Origin of the sequence: Rhizobium sp. BK112 (genome assembly GCF_014193215.1) — a bacterium.
In the GTDB taxonomy this organism is placed as follows: Bacteria; Pseudomonadota; Alphaproteobacteria; order Rhizobiales; family Rhizobiaceae; genus Rhizobium; species Rhizobium anhuiense.
Genome location: NZ_JACHYZ010000011.1, coordinates 191,633 through 211,141 on the forward strand (window position 1 = coordinate 191,633; position 19,509 = coordinate 211,141).

The 19,509-nt window shown below is 61.2% G+C and carries 15 protein-coding genes; 8 read left to right on the forward strand and 7 right to left on the reverse strand.

The genetic code is table 11. The features are described from left to right. Positions 1–108: 108 nt before the first annotated feature. Both FHT75_RS27025 and FHT75_RS27030 read left to right on the forward strand, forming a co-directional pair. Positions 109–678, forward strand: a complete 570-nt coding sequence (locus tag FHT75_RS27025) for a nucleoside 2-deoxyribosyltransferase (RefSeq protein WP_063474174.1) — start codon at positions 109–111, stop codon at positions 676–678. 98 nt (positions 679–776) lie between these two features. Then, positions 777–1,493 carry a 4'-phosphopantetheinyl transferase family protein gene (locus FHT75_RS27030; protein WP_063474053.1) on the forward strand — a complete coding sequence of 239 codons (717 nt, stop codon included), beginning with the start codon at positions 777–779 and terminating at the stop codon, positions 1,491–1,493. On the opposite strand, the gene FHT75_RS27035 is transcribed toward FHT75_RS27030, so the two are convergent. The 3 genes from FHT75_RS27035 to FHT75_RS27045 are packed head-to-tail and all read right to left on the reverse strand — an operon-like array spanning position 1,466 to position 7,050. Then, positions 1,466–2,824, reverse strand: a complete 1,359-nt coding sequence (locus FHT75_RS27035; protein ID WP_063474052.1) for a lysine N(6)-hydroxylase/L-ornithine N(5)-oxygenase family protein — start codon at positions 2,822–2,824, stop codon at positions 1,466–1,468. The two genes, FHT75_RS27030 and FHT75_RS27035, sit on opposite strands and share 28 nt — an antisense overlap. Then, positions 2,821–6,813, reverse strand: coding sequence for a non-ribosomal peptide synthetase (locus tag FHT75_RS27040; protein ID WP_063474173.1), 3,993 nt, complete (start codon positions 6,811–6,813; stop codon positions 2,821–2,823). Before FHT75_RS27040 ends, FHT75_RS27035 begins: the two co-directional genes overlap by 4 nt. Positions 6,814–6,831: 18 nt before the next feature. Beyond that, a complete protein-coding gene (locus FHT75_RS27045) occupies positions 6,832–7,050 on the reverse strand; it encodes an MbtH family protein (RefSeq protein ID WP_028759240.1) in 219 nt (72 codons plus the stop codon). A 194-nt stretch (positions 7,051–7,244) separates the two neighbouring features. On the opposite strand from FHT75_RS27045, the gene FHT75_RS27050 reads away from it, so the two are divergent. The 3 genes from FHT75_RS27050 to FHT75_RS27060 are packed head-to-tail and all read left to right on the forward strand — an operon-like array spanning position 7,245 to position 10,850. Beyond that, positions 7,245–8,234: a GNAT family N-acetyltransferase gene (locus FHT75_RS27050; protein ID WP_088930327.1), complete on the forward strand. Its 990-nt coding sequence runs from the start codon at positions 7,245–7,247 to the stop codon at positions 8,232–8,234. Further along, entirely contained in the window at positions 8,231–9,652 is a 1,422-nt protein-coding gene (locus FHT75_RS27055) for an MATE family efflux transporter (RefSeq protein WP_063474050.1), read from the forward strand. Before FHT75_RS27050 ends, FHT75_RS27055 begins: the two co-directional genes overlap by 4 nt. Positions 9,653–9,662: 10 nt before the next feature. Further along, positions 9,663–10,850, forward strand: coding sequence for a PLP-dependent transferase (locus FHT75_RS27060; protein WP_063474049.1), 1,188 nt, complete (start codon positions 9,663–9,665; stop codon positions 10,848–10,850). Here the strand turns inward: FHT75_RS27060 and FHT75_RS27065 are convergent. Further along, positions 10,741–11,400 carry a sigma-70 family RNA polymerase sigma factor gene (locus FHT75_RS27065; RefSeq protein ID WP_082849674.1) on the reverse strand — a complete coding sequence of 220 codons (660 nt, stop codon included), beginning with the start codon at positions 11,398–11,400 and terminating at the stop codon, positions 10,741–10,743. The genes FHT75_RS27060 and FHT75_RS27065 overlap by 110 nt on opposite strands. Positions 11,401–11,563: 163 nt before the next feature. On the opposite strand from FHT75_RS27065, the gene FHT75_RS27070 reads away from it, so the two are divergent. Next, positions 11,564–12,055 carry a GNAT family N-acetyltransferase gene (locus FHT75_RS27070; RefSeq protein ID WP_063474047.1) on the forward strand — a complete coding sequence of 164 codons (492 nt, stop codon included), beginning with the start codon at positions 11,564–11,566 and terminating at the stop codon, positions 12,053–12,055. Between the two features lie 136 nt (positions 12,056–12,191). On the opposite strand, the gene fhuF is transcribed toward FHT75_RS27070, so the two are convergent. Both fhuF and FHT75_RS27080 read right to left on the reverse strand, forming a co-directional pair. Further along, entirely contained in the window at positions 12,192–12,980 is a 789-nt protein-coding gene (gene fhuF, locus FHT75_RS27075) for a siderophore-iron reductase FhuF (protein WP_063474046.1), read from the reverse strand. Between the two features lie 2 nt (positions 12,981–12,982). Then, positions 12,983–15,166, reverse strand: coding sequence for a TonB-dependent siderophore receptor (locus FHT75_RS27080; protein WP_063474045.1), 2,184 nt, complete (start codon positions 15,164–15,166; stop codon positions 12,983–12,985). A 450-nt stretch (positions 15,167–15,616) separates the two neighbouring features. Here FHT75_RS27080 and FHT75_RS27085 point away from each other — a divergent pair, with 450 nt between their 5' ends. Next, the gene (locus FHT75_RS27085; RefSeq protein ID WP_097623196.1) at positions 15,617–16,291 is read left to right on the forward strand and encodes a L,D-transpeptidase; all 675 of its coding nucleotides are present in this window, start codon (positions 15,617–15,619) and stop codon (positions 16,289–16,291) included. Positions 16,292–16,304: 13 nt separating this feature from the next. Next, complete coding sequence (locus FHT75_RS27090) at positions 16,305–16,841, forward strand: OmpA family protein (RefSeq protein WP_063474043.1); 537 nt, start codon at positions 16,305–16,307, stop codon at positions 16,839–16,841. A 100-nt stretch (positions 16,842–16,941) separates the two neighbouring features. Here FHT75_RS27090 and FHT75_RS27095 read toward each other — a convergent pair whose 3' ends face one another. Then, a complete protein-coding gene (locus tag FHT75_RS27095; RefSeq protein ID WP_047616936.1) occupies positions 16,942–19,404 on the reverse strand; it encodes a glycoside hydrolase family 3 C-terminal domain-containing protein in 2,463 nt (820 codons plus the stop codon). Between the last annotated feature and the right edge of the window lie 105 nt (positions 19,405–19,509).

Below are 19,509 nucleotides of genomic sequence, written 5' to 3' on the forward strand. Positions count from 1 at the left end.
TAAGCAACCGGGCATGGGCGGTTTCGCCCACTGGATTGAAATCCTTCTTCGCGCTACAGCGGGGAAGATATTTTGGTTGCCGAGCCCATCCCTTTCAGGTGCAATTTCATGACGAAAAAAGTCTATCTCGCCGGTCCGGAAGTCTTCCTTCCCAATGCCCGTGAAATCCTCGACCGCAAAGCGGCACTTGCCCGTGAGGCGGGACTTCTCCCGCTCTCGCCCGGCGATCTGGAAATCCCGCAGACGAACTCGAAGCGCGAGCGGGCCGCGGCGATCAACGCGGTGGACGAGAAGATGATGATGCAGGCTGATGCGATCATCGCCAATCTGACGCCCTTTCGCGGCATTGCCGCCGATACGGGGACGGCTTTCGAACTCGGCTTTATGTGCGCAAGCGGTAAGCCGGTCTTCGCCTACACGAATGTGGCCCGCGACCACAGCGGACGCGTGAGCGATCTTTATGGCGGCGCCGTCGCCTATGATGCGGAAGGCCGATTGCGAGACCCGAACGGGATTGCGATCGAGGATTTCGGCCTGGCCGACAATCTGATGCTGCATGCCGGAATTGAGCGGCGCGGCGGTGTCCTGATCATCGGAGACGCGTCGCCGGATGCACTCTATACCGACCTTGCCGCGTTCAAGACATGTCTTGCCATCGCCGTTGAGAAACTGCGCTAAAGTCATCAGTTCCGGCACTTGATGGAGGCGAACCGTTGGACAAGGCCGGCAAGCACCTGCCTGCTTGCCAATCGGTCCGGGGGACAGATACTGGATCCATGCAGCAACCAGAAAACCAACCTGCCGGCATCGAAATCACGCTCTGGCCGTATTCCAGGAATGAAGGCGACTGGAACCGCTGGCTGCAGTCGCTTTCGCAGGATGAACAGGAGCGCGCCGCGACCTACCGGTTCGAGCGGGATCGCGCCTCGTTCATTGCCGGCCGCTATCTCTTGCGGCGGCTATTGAGCGTGCATACCGGGACAGCGCCGGGCAAGGTCGCATTGTCTCCGGACAAACACGGCAAGCTGAGAATTGAGAGGCGTGATAGCCCGCAATTCAGCCTTGCCAATGCCGACGGACTGGTGACGGTCGCTGTCGCGTCAGGATGTGATTACGTCGGAATAGACTGCGAGCGTGCCGACGCCGAGATCGAAGAGGCGGCATGGGATAGCTATTGCAGCGCAGACGAACGGCGCTGGCTCGCGCAATTGCCTGCGCAGGAACGCGCGCGCGGGGCCATTGCACTTTGGACGCTCAAGGAGAGCCATCTGAAGGCACTCGGCGTCGGGCTGCGCGAGGATCCCTGCAACATCGCCTTTTCCTGGAAAGATGGCATCCCTGTCATAACAGGCGGCGATCGCGATCGGCGATGGCAGCACCGTCTGATCGAAAGCGGCAGCCAGCACGTCGTCGCGCTGGCTGCCTGCTCTCAATCCGGCCTCCCTGGCATTTCTACACGGCTATTTCAGGACGATAGCAGGCCATCCGAATAACCGGCCCGGAACTGATGAGGCATTGCGGAAGCGGTCTCCGTCGCCCAGGCCAGTTGCGCATTGTCGGGTTCCGCATCGAAATGCTGCCGGCCGAGAAGCGTATTGACGATCATTGCACTGCGCCAGGCCATGAGGCTGAGCTGGGAGTCGGCGATACCGTGCGAGTACCGGCCCGCATTCTGCGCGAACAGCCGGTTGCCCCTCGGCCCCGTCCACTGCATCGTGTAGTCGTCGTTGAGAATGGGATAGCCGTTTCTGTCGAGCACTATCCGTTCACCCAGCGAACCGAGAGCCTCCGGCAACCGGAACCGGTAGCCGGTTGCCAGAACCACCGCATCTGCATGCAGCACCTCGATTCCGCCGTCGAATTGGTTCCTGACGATGAGCCGGTAGGCATTGCCGTTCCTCTCCATCTGGATCACATCGCGATTGGGCGCCAGAGATGCGTTGAGCGTGCCCGGCTCGAGATAGCGCAACGCATAGAGGCGGCGGTAGATCGAATGAATCGTCGAAATCGACAGGCCATCGCTGGTCAGGATCGAGTTCTTCAAGGCTGCCTGCTTCTGCTCGCCGCCGAGCTTCAGATAGGCCTGCACGTATTCCGGCGAGAAAACCTGGTTCGAAAACGGGGTGTCGTTGATCGGCTCGAAATTATGACGCCGGCTGATCCATGTCAGCTCATTCATGGAACCGGGATCGGCAAGCAAGGCTTCGACGACCTCGCCGCCGCTTTGACCGCCGCCGACCACGACGATACGGGCAGCACCGAGACCACTGAGACGCGATTTGGCCTCGCTGTTGTGAAAGCAATCGGCGCCCAGAAACGGTTTTGCCCAGTCGGGCACGAAGGGCGAAGATCCGGTGCCGATCACGAGATTGCGGGCTTCTTCCTGCCCATTGTCGAACCGCAGGAAGAAGCGGTCGTCGCGGTGCTCGACGTCGCGAATCTCGGTTCCAAAGCGCAGGCCGTCCAGGCCGTTGGCGACCCAGGCGAGATAACGTGCAAATTCCTGCCGGGGAACGGCGTCATAATTGGCGTTGAGGAAGGCGTAGAGCCTCTTGTGCGCCACCAGATAGGAGACGAACGACCAGCGGCTGGTCGGCAGGACCGGGGTGACGAGGTCCTTCAGAAAGGACGATTGCAGCTCGACGCCCGGCATCATCATGCCGGGATGCCAGTCGAAGGAGTCGCGCCGTTCGAAGAAGCGGCTCCTGATCTCCGGCACCGCCTCGAACAGGCAGGCGAGGCTCAGATTGGAAGGGCCGATGCCAATGCCGGCGATATCGAGCGGCTCGTTTATGGCATCCCTGCGGGCAAAAGCGACGGTCATGCGATATCCTTCTCTGTTTCCTTGAGACGCAGGGCAAGCCTTGAGTGGAAGGCGGGAGACCCGATCATATGCAGATGGTTGGTGCCGGTAATGATTTCGGCGGCACGCGCCCGTGGCGACAGGCGGCGCCAGTCGATCAGGTTGAGGCCGCGGTTGAGGCTGTCGTCGGCAGCCCAAGGATAGATCGGCACATCGTGGGGAACGAGCCGGTGCTTGCGGAAGATCAGGGCATTGTCGATCAGTACCCAGAACGTATGTTCGCGGCTACTGATGTCAGGCCCGTCGTTCGGAAGCGGATCCTTTTCGTCGCCGACGAAGCGCAGGAACTGATCGTAGGTATCCGCATCCATCGTCGACAGCAGCCGGTCCCATTCGGGACGCATCGCGGTTCGTCCAAGCCACGCCTGCACATCTTTATGAAGCGCGTCGCGCTCGCCCGGCCGGAAGCGCGGCTTGGCGCCGATCGCAAATTCCGATCCGAGGTCGCAAACGTCGACCATCGCCATCATCCTGACGTCGACCTCGTTGCCGAGGGTGCGGGCGGCCTCGTAGGCCAGAAGCCCGCCCCACGACCAGCCGAGGAAATAGCAGGGCGCGCCTTTGTTATGCGTCCTGATATAATCGACGTAGCTCTCGATAATCTCTTCGATCGGAGCGCCGACTTCCTTCTTCTCGGACAACGAGTGGCAAATGAAGCCGGTCGCCGGTTGATCGGCGCCGAGATAATCGACGAGCTTCACATATTCGCGGGTGCTGACGAGAAGCCCCGGGAAGCAATAAAGCCGCGGCTTGGCGCCGGAAGCGCGCAGCACGATCACCTCAGACAGATCCCGCTGATCCCCCTGCTCCATCACGCCGGCAAAGGAGCGAATGGTCGGGTTGTTGAAGATATCGGCGACGATGAGCGGGGTTTTCGGCCGGCGCTGCCGGAGCAGCGAAAGGATGCGGATCGCCCCGAGCGAATTGCCGCCGATCGCGAAAAAATTGTCCTCGACGCTGATCGCTTCCAGCTTGAGAACCTGACGCCACACATCCAGCACCTCCTCTTCGAGAGCCGATGCCGGTTCCACGATGGCGCGCTTGATCGGTTGCGGCGCCGGCAGCGCAAAGCGGTCGAGCTTGCTGTTCGGATTGGTCGGCATTTTTTCCAGTTCGACCACCGCGGCCGGCACCATATAGGAGGGCAGGCTGCGTTCGAGGCCGGCGCGGACCATCTCGACGTCAAGCGTCTCGTCCTTCTTCGGGACGACGTAGGCAACGAGCGCCTTTTCGCCGCCGGCATCGTCATCGCGCAGAACCACAAGGGCCTCGCCGACGCCGGGTTGCTGCAGGAGCGCCGCTTCGATCTCGCCGAGCTCGATCCGGTAGCCGCGAAGCTTGACCTGATGGTCGACGCGACCGACGAATTCGACGGTTCCGTCATCACGCCAACGCGTCAGATCGCCGGAACGATAAAGCCTGCCGCCCTCCGAGGAGAACGGGTCGGGAATGAAACGGTCCGCCGTCGTGTCCGGCTTGCCGAGATAACCGCGGGCGACGCCCTCGCCGCCGATATAGAGCTCGCCGGTGACGCCGATCGGGCACGGATTGAGGTCGGGGTCGAGCACATAGACCCGCCTTAGCCCGACGGCACGGCCGAGCGGAGCATAGACCCCCTGGAATTTCGTGCCGGCCCTCACCTTCCAGACCATCGGCGTCATGATCGTTTCGGTCGGCCCGTAGCCGTTGATCAGCCATTCCGATTTCAGCGCCCGCGACAATAGATCGAAGGTTGGCTGCGCCAGCCCTTCGCCGCCGAAGGAGTAAAGCCGCATCGGCGGCGCCCCATCTGTTATATCGGCCCACTCCGCCAGCTGCTGCAGATAGGTTGTGGGAATGCTGGCATTGTTGGCGCCATGCTTGCGCATGGCCGTCAACGTCTCTTCCGGCGTCCACAACGGCTGATCGGGAAGAATGATACTGCCGCCTTCCATCAGCGGGTTCATCCATCGCTCGTGCCCGCCATCCGAACTGAAAGGCAGGAACGGCAGCTCGCGGGACGCCGAGCTCATGCCATAGACACGTGAGGTGTTTTGCAGATGGTGCGTCAGCGGCCCGTGCTCGACGGCCACGCCCTTCGGCAATCCCGTCGATCCGGAGGTGTACATGACATAGGCGAGTTGATCCTTGTGGATCGGCACATCAAGCGGTGTATCCGGCTCGCCGTCGAGATCGATCTTGTCGAGTTCGAGGATAATGGTGTCGAGCTCTTCCGGCAGCCGATGGCGAAGCCAGCTGTGGGTCAGAACGATCTTGACGCCGCCGTCGCGCAGAATGTGATGGTTGCGCACCGGCGGGTGGTCGGGCTCGACCGGGATATAGGCGCCGCCCGCCTTCAGCGTCGCGAGAATCCCGACGATGGCCTCCGGCGAGCGTTTGATGAAGATGGCGACCGTCACCTCGGCTCGAACGCCGAGATGCCGCAGCCGATGTGCGAGACGGTTGGTGTTGGCTTCCAGCCAGCCATGGCTCCATTCCTCGTCGCCGTAGACGATCGCCGTCTTGTCAGGCGTCTGGCGCGAATGGGCTGCGATCAACTCGTAGACCGGCCTGTCATCGTTGATGACGTCGTCTTCGTAGGGCGCAGACAACCAGTCGAGCTCGCCGCTGCCGACGAGTTCGATATCCTTGATCCGCACATTGTCCCGCGCGACGATCTGCTCGAGCACCAGGCCGAAATGCCGGGAGACACGGGCAATCAGGGAGCTGTCATAGAGATCCTGCGCATAATCGATCAGCCCGGATGCGGCCCCATTCAGATCTGCCTCGATCACCAGGGAAAGCTCGCTGTCGGCGCGCGCACCCAGTGGCTCCAGATTTGTTGCGTGCGCGGGGATCGGATACGGCTCGCGGAATTCGAACAGGGCCTTGACCACGGCTTCCTGGGCAGCCGCTTCGTCGACCACCAATTCCTGCGTGATTCGCTCCAGCGGCACGAGCCGGCGAAGCCCCTCCTCGGTCGCCGATGAGATCGCAGCAATGACATCGTCGAGAGAATTTCTCGACGTCAGCGACAGGATGAGGGGAAGGACCTGTTCGGCACGGCCACGGTCGGCAAGGTGCTCCATCTGGGGCCGCGCGATGAGCAGCCCGGTCAGCAAGGCATAGTTGCCGCTATAGCGTGCCAACAGGGCGCAAAAGGCGGCATGAAGCACGCGCTCGACCGGATATCCCTTTTGCTGCGCATGCTGCTCGAGCTTTTCCCAGAGATCGGGCTCGATCGAAAATTCGTGCTGAGCACGTGCCACGCCTGCCAGTCCACCACTGTTGAAGCGGGTGGGAAAGGTCGAGGCTGCGTAATCGAGACCGATCGTATCCCGCCAATAGGAGAGGGATTGCTGCGCCTCTTCCGTCTGCAGCCACTCAGCCTCCCGCGTTCCGGCCAAGATTTCTGCCGGCTGCGTCTCACCGGCGGGCCTGCCATCGAGAATTCGCGTCAGGGAGCCGGCAAGAACCGACTTCTCGCGGTCGTCTGCGATAATCGGATGAAGCACGATCGTCAGAAGCGATTGGCCGCCGGCCAGCAGGGCAATCTGAACACGCGCCGGCGGACCGGCAAGAAGATCGAAGCGTCTGTCGCGAAAGGCTTTCTGTGCGGCCAGTGCATCCGGCTCGTCAAGAACAGCACCTTCGCCGACAATCTCGATCGGCACAGCATTTGGTGTGCCGCGGTACTGCTCGACGCGGCCGCCCGCAAGCCGCCGGAAGCGGATGGCGAGAGACGGATGTTGCGCCGCGAGCGCCCGGCAGGCGCCGGCAATCGTCTTGACGTCGACCGCAGGGCTCAATCGCAGCCCAATGAGCTGATCGGGAAAGACCGTGTAGTTGCCGATCTGCTCCAGTGACCAGATACGCTTCTGTGCGATCGTCAGTGGAAAGCTCTCGAAGACCGCGTCCGTTGCCGCATCGGTCGGGTGGGCATCTGCAAAGTTTGTGATCTGCTTGTTCATCCGTGCCATCCAGCCGTTTCAGAGACGCGCATCTGCTGATATCGCCAAGCGCAAGGAGAGCGGACGCGGATCCGCCCAGACCTCACGGATATGCGCCAGGCATTGCTGGCGCGAACCGGCAAAACCCGCGGGCTCCCAGCCGATGGGAATCCGCTTGTCCTGCGGCCAGACCGAGTAGCGACGCTCGGTGTCGATAACGGCGATCCAGAGATCGTCGTGGGGCTCAAGATTATTCATTCGCAGCTCCTGCGGTGATGATGGTCATGCGCAAATGACGGATCCGGCAGGCCGCAGTTTAGAAAATTGATGAGAATTTTTTTCTTCGCTTATCCCTAAATTCGGCGGGAGATGGATCGTCATTCTACCAAATCGGCGCAAGAGCTCGCTTCATGCTCACAGCGCCAAAGGCCCGACTCGGCAAGGAGAACATCATGGATTTCGACGCCGACAAACAAAGGCGCGCTCTGCAGTCGCGCAGCTACGTCAGTCTCGCGCCCAATCTCATTCACCTCAAGACCGCCTATGGCCACCACGAAGCCGCATTCGAGGTGGAGGCCGGCGTAGCGTCGGTGACCTTCTACCATGGGGATCCGGTTCAATCGCCGGAGCTTCTGATGGCGGCGGCCGAAGCGGTGACGGCAGAAGATCGCTCGATCACCTCAGTCGTCTTCGAAGGGCATCAGACAAGCCTTCCCGGACACCTTGCGGACGCAGGCGGAGGGCTCGATTCGGCGATCCTGTGGCAGTGGCCCTCGCTCTGGCTGCCGCAGCTATCCTATCCCCTGCCGCCCGTGCAGGAGATGACTGCGGGCCGCTATCATCCGCGCCGGCCGGCAAAGCCGAAGGGCACCATCTACAGGCGGTTCATCCCCTGGCTGGAGCGGGATATCACCTTCACGGTGGCCGATCCCGAGACCGATCTTGCAGTCTTTCATCGCTGGATGAACGACGAACAGGTCAACACGATCTGGGAGGATGCCGGCTCGATCGACAAACATCGGGAGATCCTGGAAGAGAGGATCGCCGATCCACATGTCCTGCCGCTGATCGGCAGTTTCGCAGATATCCCCTTCGGCTATTTCGAAGTCTACTGGGCCAAGGAGAACCGGCTCGGTCCCTTTTACGATGCCGACGACTATGATCGCGGTTGGCATGTCGCTATCGGCGAGCCCGATTATCGCGGCAAGAAATGGATCAGCGCCTGGCTTCCGTCGCTGATGCATTTCATCTTCCTGGACGATCCGCGCACCAAGCGCATCGTCGGCGAGCCGCGCGCCAGTCACGAGCAGCAGATCCGCAACCTCGATCGTTCCGGTTTTGCCAAGGTCAAACATTTCGATTTTCCACACAAGCGGGCGCTGCTGGTGATGCTCGGCCGCGAGCGTTTCTTCGGTGACCGTCTCTGGGTGCCTGCGTCATGAACGACATGAGCGACGCAAGCGGCAGCTTCCGGAGACGGCGGCGCCTCGCACCGGAGGACCTGGCCAATCCCCAGCTTCTCAGGCTGCTGCTTCGGTTGGGACTGCCGGCCATGTTCGGCCTGTCGATCAACGCCGCCCATCACACGATCAACATGGTCTTCGTCGGAATGATCGGGGAAGACCAGATCGCGGCGATCATGATCGTCCTGCCGATCCTGATGCTCATCGCCGCCTTCGGCGAAGGGATCGGCGTCGGTGTCGCAACAGAGGTCGGGCGGATGCTCGGCGCCGGCAACCGATCCCGGGCCGGCATCATCGCCTCGATCAGCCTTGCGGCCGGTGTCGTCTTCGGCGCGGCCAGCGCTATTGCGATCGTCGCATTTCCGGATTTGCTGCTGTTCGGTGCCACGCCTGCCCTTCAGCCGCTCGCGCAGCATTATCTGATGATCATTGCGATCTCGGTGCCGCTGACGATGGCGCAGATCATTCTCGATTTCCTGGCGATCGCAGAGGGCAATGCCCGCTTCAGCATGTGGACGCTGGTCGCCTGCTTTGCGCTGAACATGATCCTCGACCCGATCATGATCTTCGGCTTCGGTCTCGGCCTGCAGGGCGTTGCAATCGCAACCATCCTGTCCCAGCTCGTCGCGCTTTGCATCTATGGCGCCTACCACGCCAGGCGGCTTGGAACGGTCAGGCTGACGCTTGGCTGGCGGTGGAGAGATATCGGCTCTCTCAGAGCGGTTCTTGCCGTGGGCGCGCCGACGACGCTGACCAGTCTCGCAACCGCAGGCGCGATTGCGGCAATGGTGTCGCTCGCCGGCACCTATCACGGAGAAGCCGGCATCGCCGGCGTTGGCATTGCCTTGCGGCTGCTTGCTGTGGGAACGCTCCCCGTCATCGGCATTTCGCTCGGGGCCCAGTCGATCCTGAGCTTTGCCTGGGGTCGAGGCGATATGGCCCGGGTGCTGTCGGCAACCCGCATCCTGACAGTGGTCACCAGTGCAGTGAGTGGCGCCTATGGGCTCACCGCACTCGCCTTCTCCGAACAGCTTGCCTCCTTCTTCACCGACGATCCCACGGTGATTGATATTGCGGGGCAAGCGATCATCTCAACCCATCTTCCGCTTCTGCTGTTCGGTCTGCGGCAAACGGTGCTGATCCTCTTCCAGGCTCAGGGCAGACCGAAAGCGGCGGTTGCCATCGGCCTGGCGCAGAATGGGTATCTGCTTTTTCCGCTGATGGCGCTCCTGCCGCCCTTTTTCGGCTTTTCAGGTCTGCTGGCAGCCATATTCCTGGCCTCGGCCCTGACCGGCTTGCTGTCGGCCATCTGCCTGATGAGCGCACTTCGAGCGCTGCGGCAGCGCTCCGCCGACCATCTGACCTCCATCCGTCCATATCCCAGCTTTTGTCCATGAGAGGATGACCATGAACCAGTCGATCAACCCGCACGACCTTGGCGCCCATGCGACCGCCGACGATCTCTTTACGCCTGTCGATCCGGCAGCATTCAACGCCGTGTCTCCGCCGATCTTCCAGACGTCCCTCTTCACCTACGACAGTTACGAGGCGATGGAGGATGTCTTCGCCGGTCGTACCCGCAACTATATCTATTCGCGCGGCGACAATCCGACGGTCCGCGAATTCGAACTCCTGGTCGCCCGCCTCGAGGGCGCAGAGGACGGACGTGCCTTCTCGAGCGGAACGGCCGCCATCACATCGACAATTCTGAGCCTCGTGCAGGCGGGCGACCGGGTCGTTGCGGTCCGTCACCTCTACAACGATGTTTACCGCCTTCTGGTGAAGCTGCTCGGCAGGCTCGGGGTCGCGGTGGACTTCGTGGATCCTGCCGACCACGACGAGGTCCGCAAGGCGCTGTCGGGCGCCAAGCTGCTCTACCTCGAAAACCCCACATCCTTCGTCTTCGAGCTTCAGGACATTGCGGCGCTGTCGGCCATGGCAAAGGAGGCCGGCGTTACCACCGTCATCGACAATTCCTGGGCAACGCCGCTGTTTCAGAAACCGATCCAGCATGGCGTCGACATCGTCATTCACGCCGCCTCGAAATATCTCGGCGGTCACAGCGATACGGTCGCCGGCATCGTCGTCGGCTCGAAGGAGGCCATCGCCAGGATCAATGCCACGTCCTACCCCTATGTCGGCGCCAAGCTTTCACCGTTCGAGGCCTGGCTGCTGCTGCGCGGCATGCGCACGCTGCGCGTGCGTCTCAAAGAGCACGAGCGCAGCGGGCTTTTGCTGGCCGGGCGACTGAAGGAGCATTCCGCGATCGCACGCGTTCGTCATCCGGTGTTCCAGGACCATCCCGGCCGGGCAACGCTCACGGGTTATGCGGGGCTGTTCGCCTTCGATCTCAATCCCGATATCGATGTTGCACGCTTCGTAAACAGCCTTCGCGACATCCGCCTCGGCGTCAGCTGGGGGGGACCGGAAACGCTGGTGGTCCCTGCCAAGGTCGCGCTGCAGATCCCCGACCGGATGACCTCTTTCATCCGGTTCGGCGTGAGCGAGCAGACGGTTCGTTTCGCCGTTGGCCTGGAAGAGCCGGAACTGCTGTGGAGCGATTTGCAGCAGGCGCTGCACGCAGCGAAACGGTAGGATCCTGTCGGCTCGCATGATCAGGGCGGGAGGCAGGTTCTATGATTGCCAGATGGCAATGTTCCTCCGCCGCCTTGATCATGAAGTTGACGAGGGTCCTTGAGACGCCGAGTTCGGCTGCGATGTCCTTCTGCGGCACGCCGTTGAGGCGATGACGAATGAAGGCGTCATTGGTTCGCTTCGGCAGCGCCTCGAGCGAGGCAAGCACATTGCGCAAGGTCTCGGCGGCGACCAGTTGGTCGAGCACGGTGGGGATGGGAGCCGTCATCTCCTGAACCTGGTCTATCGACCTATAGTTGTTCATCTGCTGGCGTCGGCGGCGGCTTTCGTCGAGTGCGAGATTATAGACCATCCGGAAGGCGTAACCGATCGGGCAGCGAATGCCGTCGGTCTTGACCCCATAGGCTTTAATGACTCCGTCCTGAAAGATATCCTCCGAATATGACTTTGATTTGACAACACTTTCAATCGTTCTAAGGAGCTTGTCCTTGTTTTCGATCATGGCGTTGACAACGGCATTTCCGTTCACATCACGATGCAATGCTTGCATTGTCCTGTACCCTTTTACAAATGGAAAATCAGGCTCTGTCGTTGCTGGTCGGGTGCGGTCTTGGCGGGCCTCTTCGAGAGAAACTACACGATTTGATTGCAGTGTCTATTTTAAGGTGATAACAAGAGTCAAGTTTAAATCGACCTGATGAAAGCGAGAAAAAATGGGAAGGACAGTGGAGATCCTGACGGGCAAGGCGGAGCTCTGCCGATCGATCATGGGGGCTTTGCCCGACTGGTTTTCAGAACCTGAGGTTATCGAAGCGAGCGCCCGGGCGGTCGAAGACCTGCCGGTGTTCGGCTATATCGAAGGAGATGTCGTGACGGCGTTGATGGCGCTTAAGCCGCACCCGCCCGGCGCCGTCGAGATCGCGCTGATTGCGACACGACCCGAACACCAAGGTCGCGGCGCCGGACGACATCTCATCGATGCGGCCGAACGCTTCGGCCATGAATCGGGCGCCCGGTTGCTGACAGTCAAGACGCTCGCCCCGCGCGGCTGCGACGAGCCACAATTCGAGGCGACGCGGCGTTTCTATGACCGGAACGGCTTCGTGCGCGCGGAGGTCTTTGCAAAGCTCTGGCACGAGGACCATCCGTGCCTGTTCATGGTCAAGCCGCTCGCCGACGTCCCGGAAGGTGCGGCTATGCGTTGAGACGACGAGGGCGGCCGAAGGAGGCAAAGGCTTTTCTGCCTGCCCTGGTCGGAGCCCCGATGCGGCTGATCAAGCACAATAGGAGGATTGAAAGTGTTAGAGCGTCCTTTGTGCGCCCAAAAGTGCGCGCGGCGCTCTAATGGCGCCCGTCCGGCAGCGGGCAGGCTTCACCGCAGCCACCGACTCCCGGGAGGTTATAGCGCAGGCAGCAGACTTTCCGGCGGGCGAATTCGAGGCCGCATTGCTGTCGTGCGATGCGGATCATGCCGAACATCGGATTGCGCCCACCGCACGGCCATGTAGCCTCTTCCATCAGGGCCATCCCGCCTTCGACGAGGCCGGGCTCGTGGCGATGGGCGATCTCCTTGAGAATCCAGGAGAGATACGCCGCAACATTGTTCCAGAGAAGCTTCGGAGCGACGGCGGCATTGGCGGCGATCGCCGCGATTACCGGCTCGACATGGCCGCGCATCAGCCAGTGAAGCTCAGCGGCCGGATCGGTGGTCGCCTCAGGCCTTTCGGACATCACGAATGCCTCCGGCTCGCCCGTATGTTCGTTGCAGACGAGGGAAAGCCGATCGATCTCCAGCGGCAGCCCGATCCGATGCACGAACATGTGGACGCTGGGAGCGATCGTCAGCATGCTGAAATAGTAGAGCGTCCACATGGAGACGATCGCGCGGCGGTCGCTGCCTGGAAACTTTTGCGTATAACGGCCGATGATCTCGTCGAAGATCGCCCGGTCGCAAAGATCCCTGCAGGGAACGACGATGCCTGTCTGCGGTGGCGCGCCGAGCAGCTTGCCGCGGCAATAGGAGAACGGGCTGTCGCCCACCAGGCCGTCGAGGTCGACGGCCTGGTGGGCGACAGAATGATCGGCGATCGAATTCCGGCGCCGAGATGCCCCGTTCGTCGCTGCCGCCACGCCTACCACCGATACTTCAAGGTGGCTGTCATGTTGCGGCCCTGGCCGAGATAGCAGAAGCCCTCGTTGCAGACCGTGTCGCGGTGGTCGGCAATGTTGCGGATATTGAAGGCAGCCGTCAGGCCCTCGTATTTCTTGTCGACCGCCCCGAAATCATAGGCGGCGGATGCGTCGACATAGAAGCTCGACGGGTTCTTCGAGGTGTTGGCCGTGTCCGTCCAGTTGTTGCTGATGTAGCGGACACCTGCGCCGAGCGAGAGGCCGTTGAAGGGATTGGTTTCCTGGAAAGTATAGTTGGCCCAGAGGCTTGCGACATGCGCGGGCGTGAAGGCCGGCGTGTTGCCCTCATTGTCGCCTCCGGTCACCTCGGAATGGTTGTAGGTGTAGGCCGCAATGATGTCGAGGCCGTCGGCAACTGCCGCACGGGCTTCAAGCTCGATGCCTTTTCCCGTCACTTCGCCGAGCGAATCATAGGCAAGGGTCAGCGGATTGACCAGCACCGGCTTGTTCTTTTCGACGATGTGATAGGCGACCGCCGACAGCAGGATGTCGGTGCCGGGCGGCTGGTACTTCACGCCGAGCTCGTACTGTTCGCCCTCCGTCGGCTCCAGGATCTTGCCGGATGTCGACCGGTTGGTCACCGGATCGAACGAGGTCGCGTAGGAAACGAAGGGCGCAATGCCGTTGTCGAAGAGGTAAAGCGCACCGGCCTGCCAGGAGAAGGCATTCTTGTTGACGTCTTCCGAGTCGTTCAAGCCGAAAGAGGGGTAGGTCGTGTCGCGCGTCTGGTTCACCCAGGTCTGGCGGCCGCCGAGGTTGAAGCGCCAGTTTCCAGCCTCGATCTGGTCCAGGGCGTAAATGCCGACTTGGCGCATATCGGCATCGGCAACGATGAAGTTATAGTCCGGTGTAGCGCCCGAAACACCATAGGTCGGGTTGGCAATATCGAAATCGAATGCCGAGTTCACCGCCCCGATGCCGTAACCCCAGTTCGACTGGAGATTGGTGTAGTCGAGCCCGAACAGCATCGTATGGGCAAGCGGGCCGGTATCGAACTTCGCCTCGAGCTGGTTGTCGACCTGGAAGACGTTCATCTCGTCCCGGATCGAACTGGCGTTACGATGGGCGACGGTGCCGGTCCAGCTGGAAACGCCGAGGTAACGAGCCCTGAGATCGAGATGCGAATAGCGCAGGTTCTGGCGGAACGTCAGGCCGTTGTCGAATTCGTGCTCGAACTGATAACCGACCTGCTGCTGCTTGACCTTCTGGTAGTCGTAATCGGGATCGCTCTGCCTTATGTCGAGAATCTTGCCGTCGACGGTCGTAATCGCGCCGACATTGGCATCGGTCTCGTCGGACTGCGCCAGGCCGTACAGCGTGAAGGACGTGCCTTCGTCGGGCTTCCAGGTGAAGGACGGCGCCAGGAAATAGCGGTCGTCGGCAATATCGAAATTGTTGTCGCCGTGGCGTGCAAGGCCGACGATGCGATAGAGAAAATCGTCGTTCCCTTCGCTGATCGGCCCACCGAAATCGAACATCGCCTGAGCCCGATCCTTGGTGCTGTAGGAGATACCGACTTCGCGGATCGGCTCTTCGGTTGGAAGCTTCGATATCTTGTTCACCAAACCACCCGGCGATCCCGATCCGTAGAGAACGGATACCGGCCCCTTGATCACCTCGACGCGCTGCAGTTGATATGGATCGGTGCGGAACATACCGTAATTGATATAAGGCTGGCGCAAGCTGTCGCGATAGTCACCGACCGTCGTGATGTTGAAGCCGCGAATGAAGATCTGATCGAAGCGCGGATCGAAGCCGTTCGGTCCGGTCGTCACGCCGGCCGAATAACGCACGGCCTCGATGATGCTCTGCGCGCCGCGCTGCTCGATTTCCTTCTCGGTGGTCACCGAGACCGAACGCGGCGTTTCGATGAGCGGCGTGTTGATTTTGGTCGCAGCCGAGCTTTTCTTGGCAGCAACGGACGTCCGGTCGGTCTTGCTATCAGAGGATGCGCCGCCTTCGATGACGATCGGATCCAGCGCTGTCGCATTGGCATCGGTGGAGGCGCTCTGGGCTGCGGCCGGCGATGCTGCAATGCCGATCAGGACGATCGCTGTCGTGACAAATAGGCTATCTCTATAAATTCTCGATACATTATTAGAAACATTCAAAAAAACACGCGCCATTGCTTGGTCCCTACCTCTCGGATGCGGGCGGAAACTATGGACCGAAAGAGATCTTGTCAACATAAGGTGATTATTTTAGTCACCTTTTATTCGATAAAAATTCGTGCTTCCGACACTACCGAGTAGGTTGCACGCAACATCGGGGCCAGCACGTTCTGCGCAGAGGTAAATTGCCACCGGAATCGGCAAAGCGTCATCGAGGACGTTGACGCATCGCAGGTATTTTTCGACGCAGCATCGGGACTGTTGACAGCTGTCCTATCCGTTCAAGGGATCGGTACGTCTGTTGGGCGTAGCATCGTCCTCCTGGAGTAACGATCAGAGCAATACAGCTCCTTGAGACCGAGAACTCGATCTCTGTCTTTAAGGAGGAAAAGAATTTTCTGTTGTCGCAAATGAAAAATCTGATTTACTAATACTCCGCTGCTGGCTTTAAGGGGGATATTGCCGATGGTGGGGACCCGCAGGAATATTTTGCTTGGTGGCTTGGCGTTACTAGGTGCGAGTGCGATCCGGAAACCCGCATTTGCCGCTGCGTCTTCCTATTTTGCCGGCACCATTGTCGACAATGGCGTGACGTTCCAAAAGACCAACTTCGCCAAGATCGACAAGAAGTGGCTCCGCCAGGTCGTCAAATATTTCAGCAGCGAGCCGATCGGCACCGTCGTCGTCGATACAAGACACCATTTTCTCTACGTGATCATGGAGAACAAGACCGCCATTCGCTACGGCGTCGGCGTCGGCCGCGAGGGCTTCAAATGGTTTGGCCGGGCCACGATCGATGCTAAATCGCTTTGGCCGCGCTGGACGCCGCCGCCGGAGATGCGCAAGCGCCATCCCGAACTGCCGGAATTCGTGGCCGGAGGCTCGCCAAAGAACCCACTCGGGCCCCGCGCCATGTACCTGCATCGCGACGGCGTTGACACCGGCTATCGCTTCCATGGCACATTGGAGCCGTGGAGCATCGGCAAGGATGCCTCCAGCGGATGTATCCGCATGTTCAACGAAGACGCCATCGATCTTTACCAGCGTTGCCCCATCGGCACCGCTGTACAGGTTCTGCCGCATATTGCCGATCAGGCTGAAAGTGCAGCTCAGGTCAGTCAAGCAACTCCGGTCCAATAAGGAATATCCCCTGATGTCTGCGATGACCGGATATACGAGGCGCCTTCTCGCCGCGGCCATGCTCCTGGCGCTTGCCGCCTGCTCCACCACCAAGATCGCCTCCCTGGAAGAACCAACGGCTGCGCCGATGACCGGCCAGACCAACGATCCCGCGCCCGGTTTCGAAAATGTCGCGGCTGGCAGCGAGGAGGATTTCATCCTCAATGTCGGCCGACGGATCTACTTCACGCAAGATTCCGCCACGCTCGATTCCGTCGCCATGGCAACGTTGGATAACCAGGCCATCTGGCTCAACAAGAACCCGACCTGGCTGCTCAAGCTGCAGGGATTTGCCGACGATTCCGGCTCCGCATCGAAAATGCAGACGCTGTCGCAGAAGCGCGCCGATGCGGCGATGGCCTATCTCGTCTCGAAGGGCGTGGACGCCAGGCGCATGTGGGCCAAGGGCTACGGCAACGACCGCGAAGTCCGCGACTGCACGGAGCGCTCCTGCAGGGTGCAGAACCGGCGCGTCGTCACCAATCTGCGCACTCAGCCCGACGCGGCCTGATCCAGCTCCAGCCACTCAACGCCTGGCGCGGAGGCGTCAACCGCTATCGACCGTATCGGCTAGGCCCAGCTCAAATACGACATGGGCCGCCAGCCTGCCGTTAATACGAAGCCGGCAGCCGATACTCGAGTGGTGACGGCAGGTCGATGACGAACCTGATATCCGCGGCATTCGCCGCCACGACCAGTTGGTAGCCGCCCGCTTCGGCGCGGAAGACGCCGGCCTCGACGTCGAAATAGGCGAGGTCGCGCGGCAGGATCTTCAGGTCGGCCGTGCCAGTCTCACCAGGGAGCAACGAAAGCTTTGCGAAAGCGCGCAGCTCTTTGTCCGGCCGCTCTACCTTGGACTTTGGCGAGCGCACATAGAGTTGGATCAGTTCCGATCCGGCGCGGTCGCCGACATTGGTCACATCGATGCTGACAGTCAGGCCTTCGGGACCCATTTCGTTGGCCGAGAGCCGCGGCTCGCCCCAGTTGAAGCGGGTATAGCCAAGGCCGAAACCGAAGGGGAAGAGCGGTTCGACAGCGCGTGTGTCGTGATGACGATAACCGACGAAGACGCCTTCGGCGTAGCGCACGTGGCCATCCTTACCCGGATAGACGGCTGGATCGCCTGTGATTGCGGAATTGTCGGCAAGCGCCTTGGGGAATGTCTGCGGCAGGCGTCCGCCGGGCTCGGCATCGCCGAACAGGACATCGGCGACGGCGTTGCCCAGCTCCTGACCGGGATACCAGATCTGCAGCACGGCGCGGACCTTGCCGAGCCAGGGCATTTCCACCGGACCGCCCGTCTGCAGCACGACGACGGTGTTGGCATTGGCAGCCGCAACCCGCGCGATCAGTTCCTCCTGCCGACCCGGAAGCCGCATGTCGGGCAGGTCCAAACCTTCGGTATCCCATTCGCCGTCGCGGCCGACGAAGAGGAGCGCGACATCGGCGTTCAGCGCCATCTCGACAGCTTCCTGGATATCGGCCTCACCCAAGGGCTTTTCGACGCCGAACCGAATGGCCGTGAGATTGATCCCCTGCCCGTTCGCCAGCGGCGGGTCATATTCGACGGTCACGGCATGGGCTCGGCCCGCATCGAGCGTAACCATGCTGCGCTGTTCGTCATTGGCCGTGCCGAAATAATTCTCGCCGCGGGTCCAGCCGTCATGGCCGTCAACCGTCAGCCTGCCATCGACGAAGAGCCGCGCCAATCCGGCATTGGTCATGCCGAAGACATGATCGCCGCTCTCCTCCGGCACGAATTGCATCGTCATCCGGGCCGAGAAATCGGTGGGGTCGAGTTCGCCCGAAGGCAGCTCGAACCAGAAGAACTCGCCCTTGTCGACGGTCTCGACGTGAATGGGCGTGCCCTGGCAGCCGCGCCCCTTGAAATATTCGACGGTGATCTTTCCCTTGAACACTTCGACCAGACGGTTATGGCGGCAACCGACGGCGTGGCTGACGCTATTGGCGTTGGCAAGGGCCGCGCGGATTCCTTCGAGCGGACTGATCGTATAATGCGCCGCGATCTGCGCGCTGCCGCCGCCCATGACGCGCGCGCTCGCAGCGTTGGGTCCGATGACGGCAAGCCGGTCGAGCGAAGTCTTGGCAAGTGGCAGGATGCCGTCGTTCTTCAGAAGGACTGCGCCTTCTGCGCCGATGCGCCGGATCAGCGCCCGGTCCTCCGGCAGGTCGACCGCCTGCTCCGTGAGATCGGGCGTCGCCTCGAAGGCGCCCACCCGCTCGAGCAGACGCAGGATACGCCGCGCCGCCGCCCGCACGGTGGCGGCTTCGACCTTCCCCTCGCGGACGGCCGCAACCAGTTTCTCGCCGCGATCACGCGCCGGACCCGGCATTTCGAGATCAAGACCGGCATTGATCGTCTCGGCCGTCGAATGCGAACCGAACCAGTCGGACATGACGATACCGTCGAAGCCCCATTCCTGGCGCAGCACCTTGGTCAACAGCCACTCGTGCTCACTCGTATAGGTGCCGTTGAGGCGGTTATAGGAGGACATGACGGCCATCACGCCGGCGCGCCTGACAGCCTGTTCGAAGGGCGGAAAGTAGATTTCGCGCAGCGCCCGCTCGTCGATATCGGAAGACATGGTCTGCCGCTCGATCTCGGATTCGTTGCCGGCGAAGTGCTTGATCGTCGCCGCGATCCCCTGGCTCTGCACGCCCTTGATGTAGGCAACGGCGAGTTCCGCGGTCAGCATCGGATCCTCGGAATAACATTCGAAATTCCGCCCGTTGAGACCGGAACGATGGATATTCACCGTGGGCGCTAGCAGCACCGCGGCCCCCTTGCTCTTTGCCTGATGGGCAAGCGCCACGCCCATGCGCCCGACGAGATCGGGATTCCAGGTGGCGCCGAGCGCGATGGCAGTGGGAAAGCAGGTCGCCTTGACGCCGCCGACCAGCGAACCCGCGCCGCGCGCGCCATTCGGTCCGTCCGTCACCTTGATTTTCGGCACACCAAGACGCTCGACGGGAACCGTCGTCCAGAAATCGGCGCCTGATAACAGCGAGACTTGCTCCTCGAGCGTCATCTTGTCGAGAATGGAATCGATCACGCAAACCTCCCCTTGAACTGGAATTCGGGCGCTGTGCGGCGGCGCCAGGCGTGCGCGACTGCTCCGCGCCATGCAATTCTTAAACTTACCGATTACTCGGTATTT

Bases quoted from the DNA above. Each gene is read 5' to 3' on its own strand.
- FHT75_RS27070 (WP_063474047.1), top strand. From the start codon at position 11,564: ATGGGAAGGACAGTGGAGATCCTGACGGGCAAGGCGGAGCTCTGCCGA.
- FHT75_RS27055 (WP_063474050.1), top strand. From the start codon at position 8,231: ATGAACGACATGAGCGACGCAAGCGGCAGCTTCCGGAGACGGCGGCGC.
- FHT75_RS27025 (WP_063474174.1), top strand. From the start codon at position 109: ATGACGAAAAAAGTCTATCTCGCCGGTCCGGAAGTCTTCCTTCCCAAT.
- FHT75_RS27060 (WP_063474049.1), top strand. From the start codon at position 9,663: ATGAACCAGTCGATCAACCCGCACGACCTTGGCGCCCATGCGACCGCC.
- FHT75_RS27045 (WP_028759240.1), bottom strand. From the start codon at position 7,050: ATGAATAATCTTGAGCCCCACGACGATCTCTGGATCGCCGTTATCGAC.
- FHT75_RS27035 (WP_063474052.1), bottom strand. From the start codon at position 2,824: ATGACCGTCGCTTTTGCCCGCAGGGATGCCATAAACGAGCCGCTCGAT.
- FHT75_RS27040 (WP_063474173.1), bottom strand. From the start codon at position 6,813: ATGAACAAGCAGATCACAAACTTTGCAGATGCCCACCCGACCGATGCG.
- FHT75_RS27065 (WP_082849674.1), bottom strand. From the start codon at position 11,400: ATGCAAGCATTGCATCGTGATGTGAACGGAAATGCCGTTGTCAACGCC.
- FHT75_RS27085 (WP_097623196.1), top strand. From the start codon at position 15,617: ATGGTGGGGACCCGCAGGAATATTTTGCTTGGTGGCTTGGCGTTACTA.
- FHT75_RS27030 (WP_063474053.1), top strand. From the start codon at position 777: ATGCAGCAACCAGAAAACCAACCTGCCGGCATCGAAATCACGCTCTGG.
- FHT75_RS27080 (WP_063474045.1), bottom strand. From the start codon at position 15,166: ATGGCGCGTGTTTTTTTGAATGTTTCTAATAATGTATCGAGAATTTAT.
- FHT75_RS27050 (WP_088930327.1), top strand. From the start codon at position 7,245: ATGGATTTCGACGCCGACAAACAAAGGCGCGCTCTGCAGTCGCGCAGC.
- FHT75_RS27090 (WP_063474043.1), top strand. From the start codon at position 16,305: ATGTCTGCGATGACCGGATATACGAGGCGCCTTCTCGCCGCGGCCATG.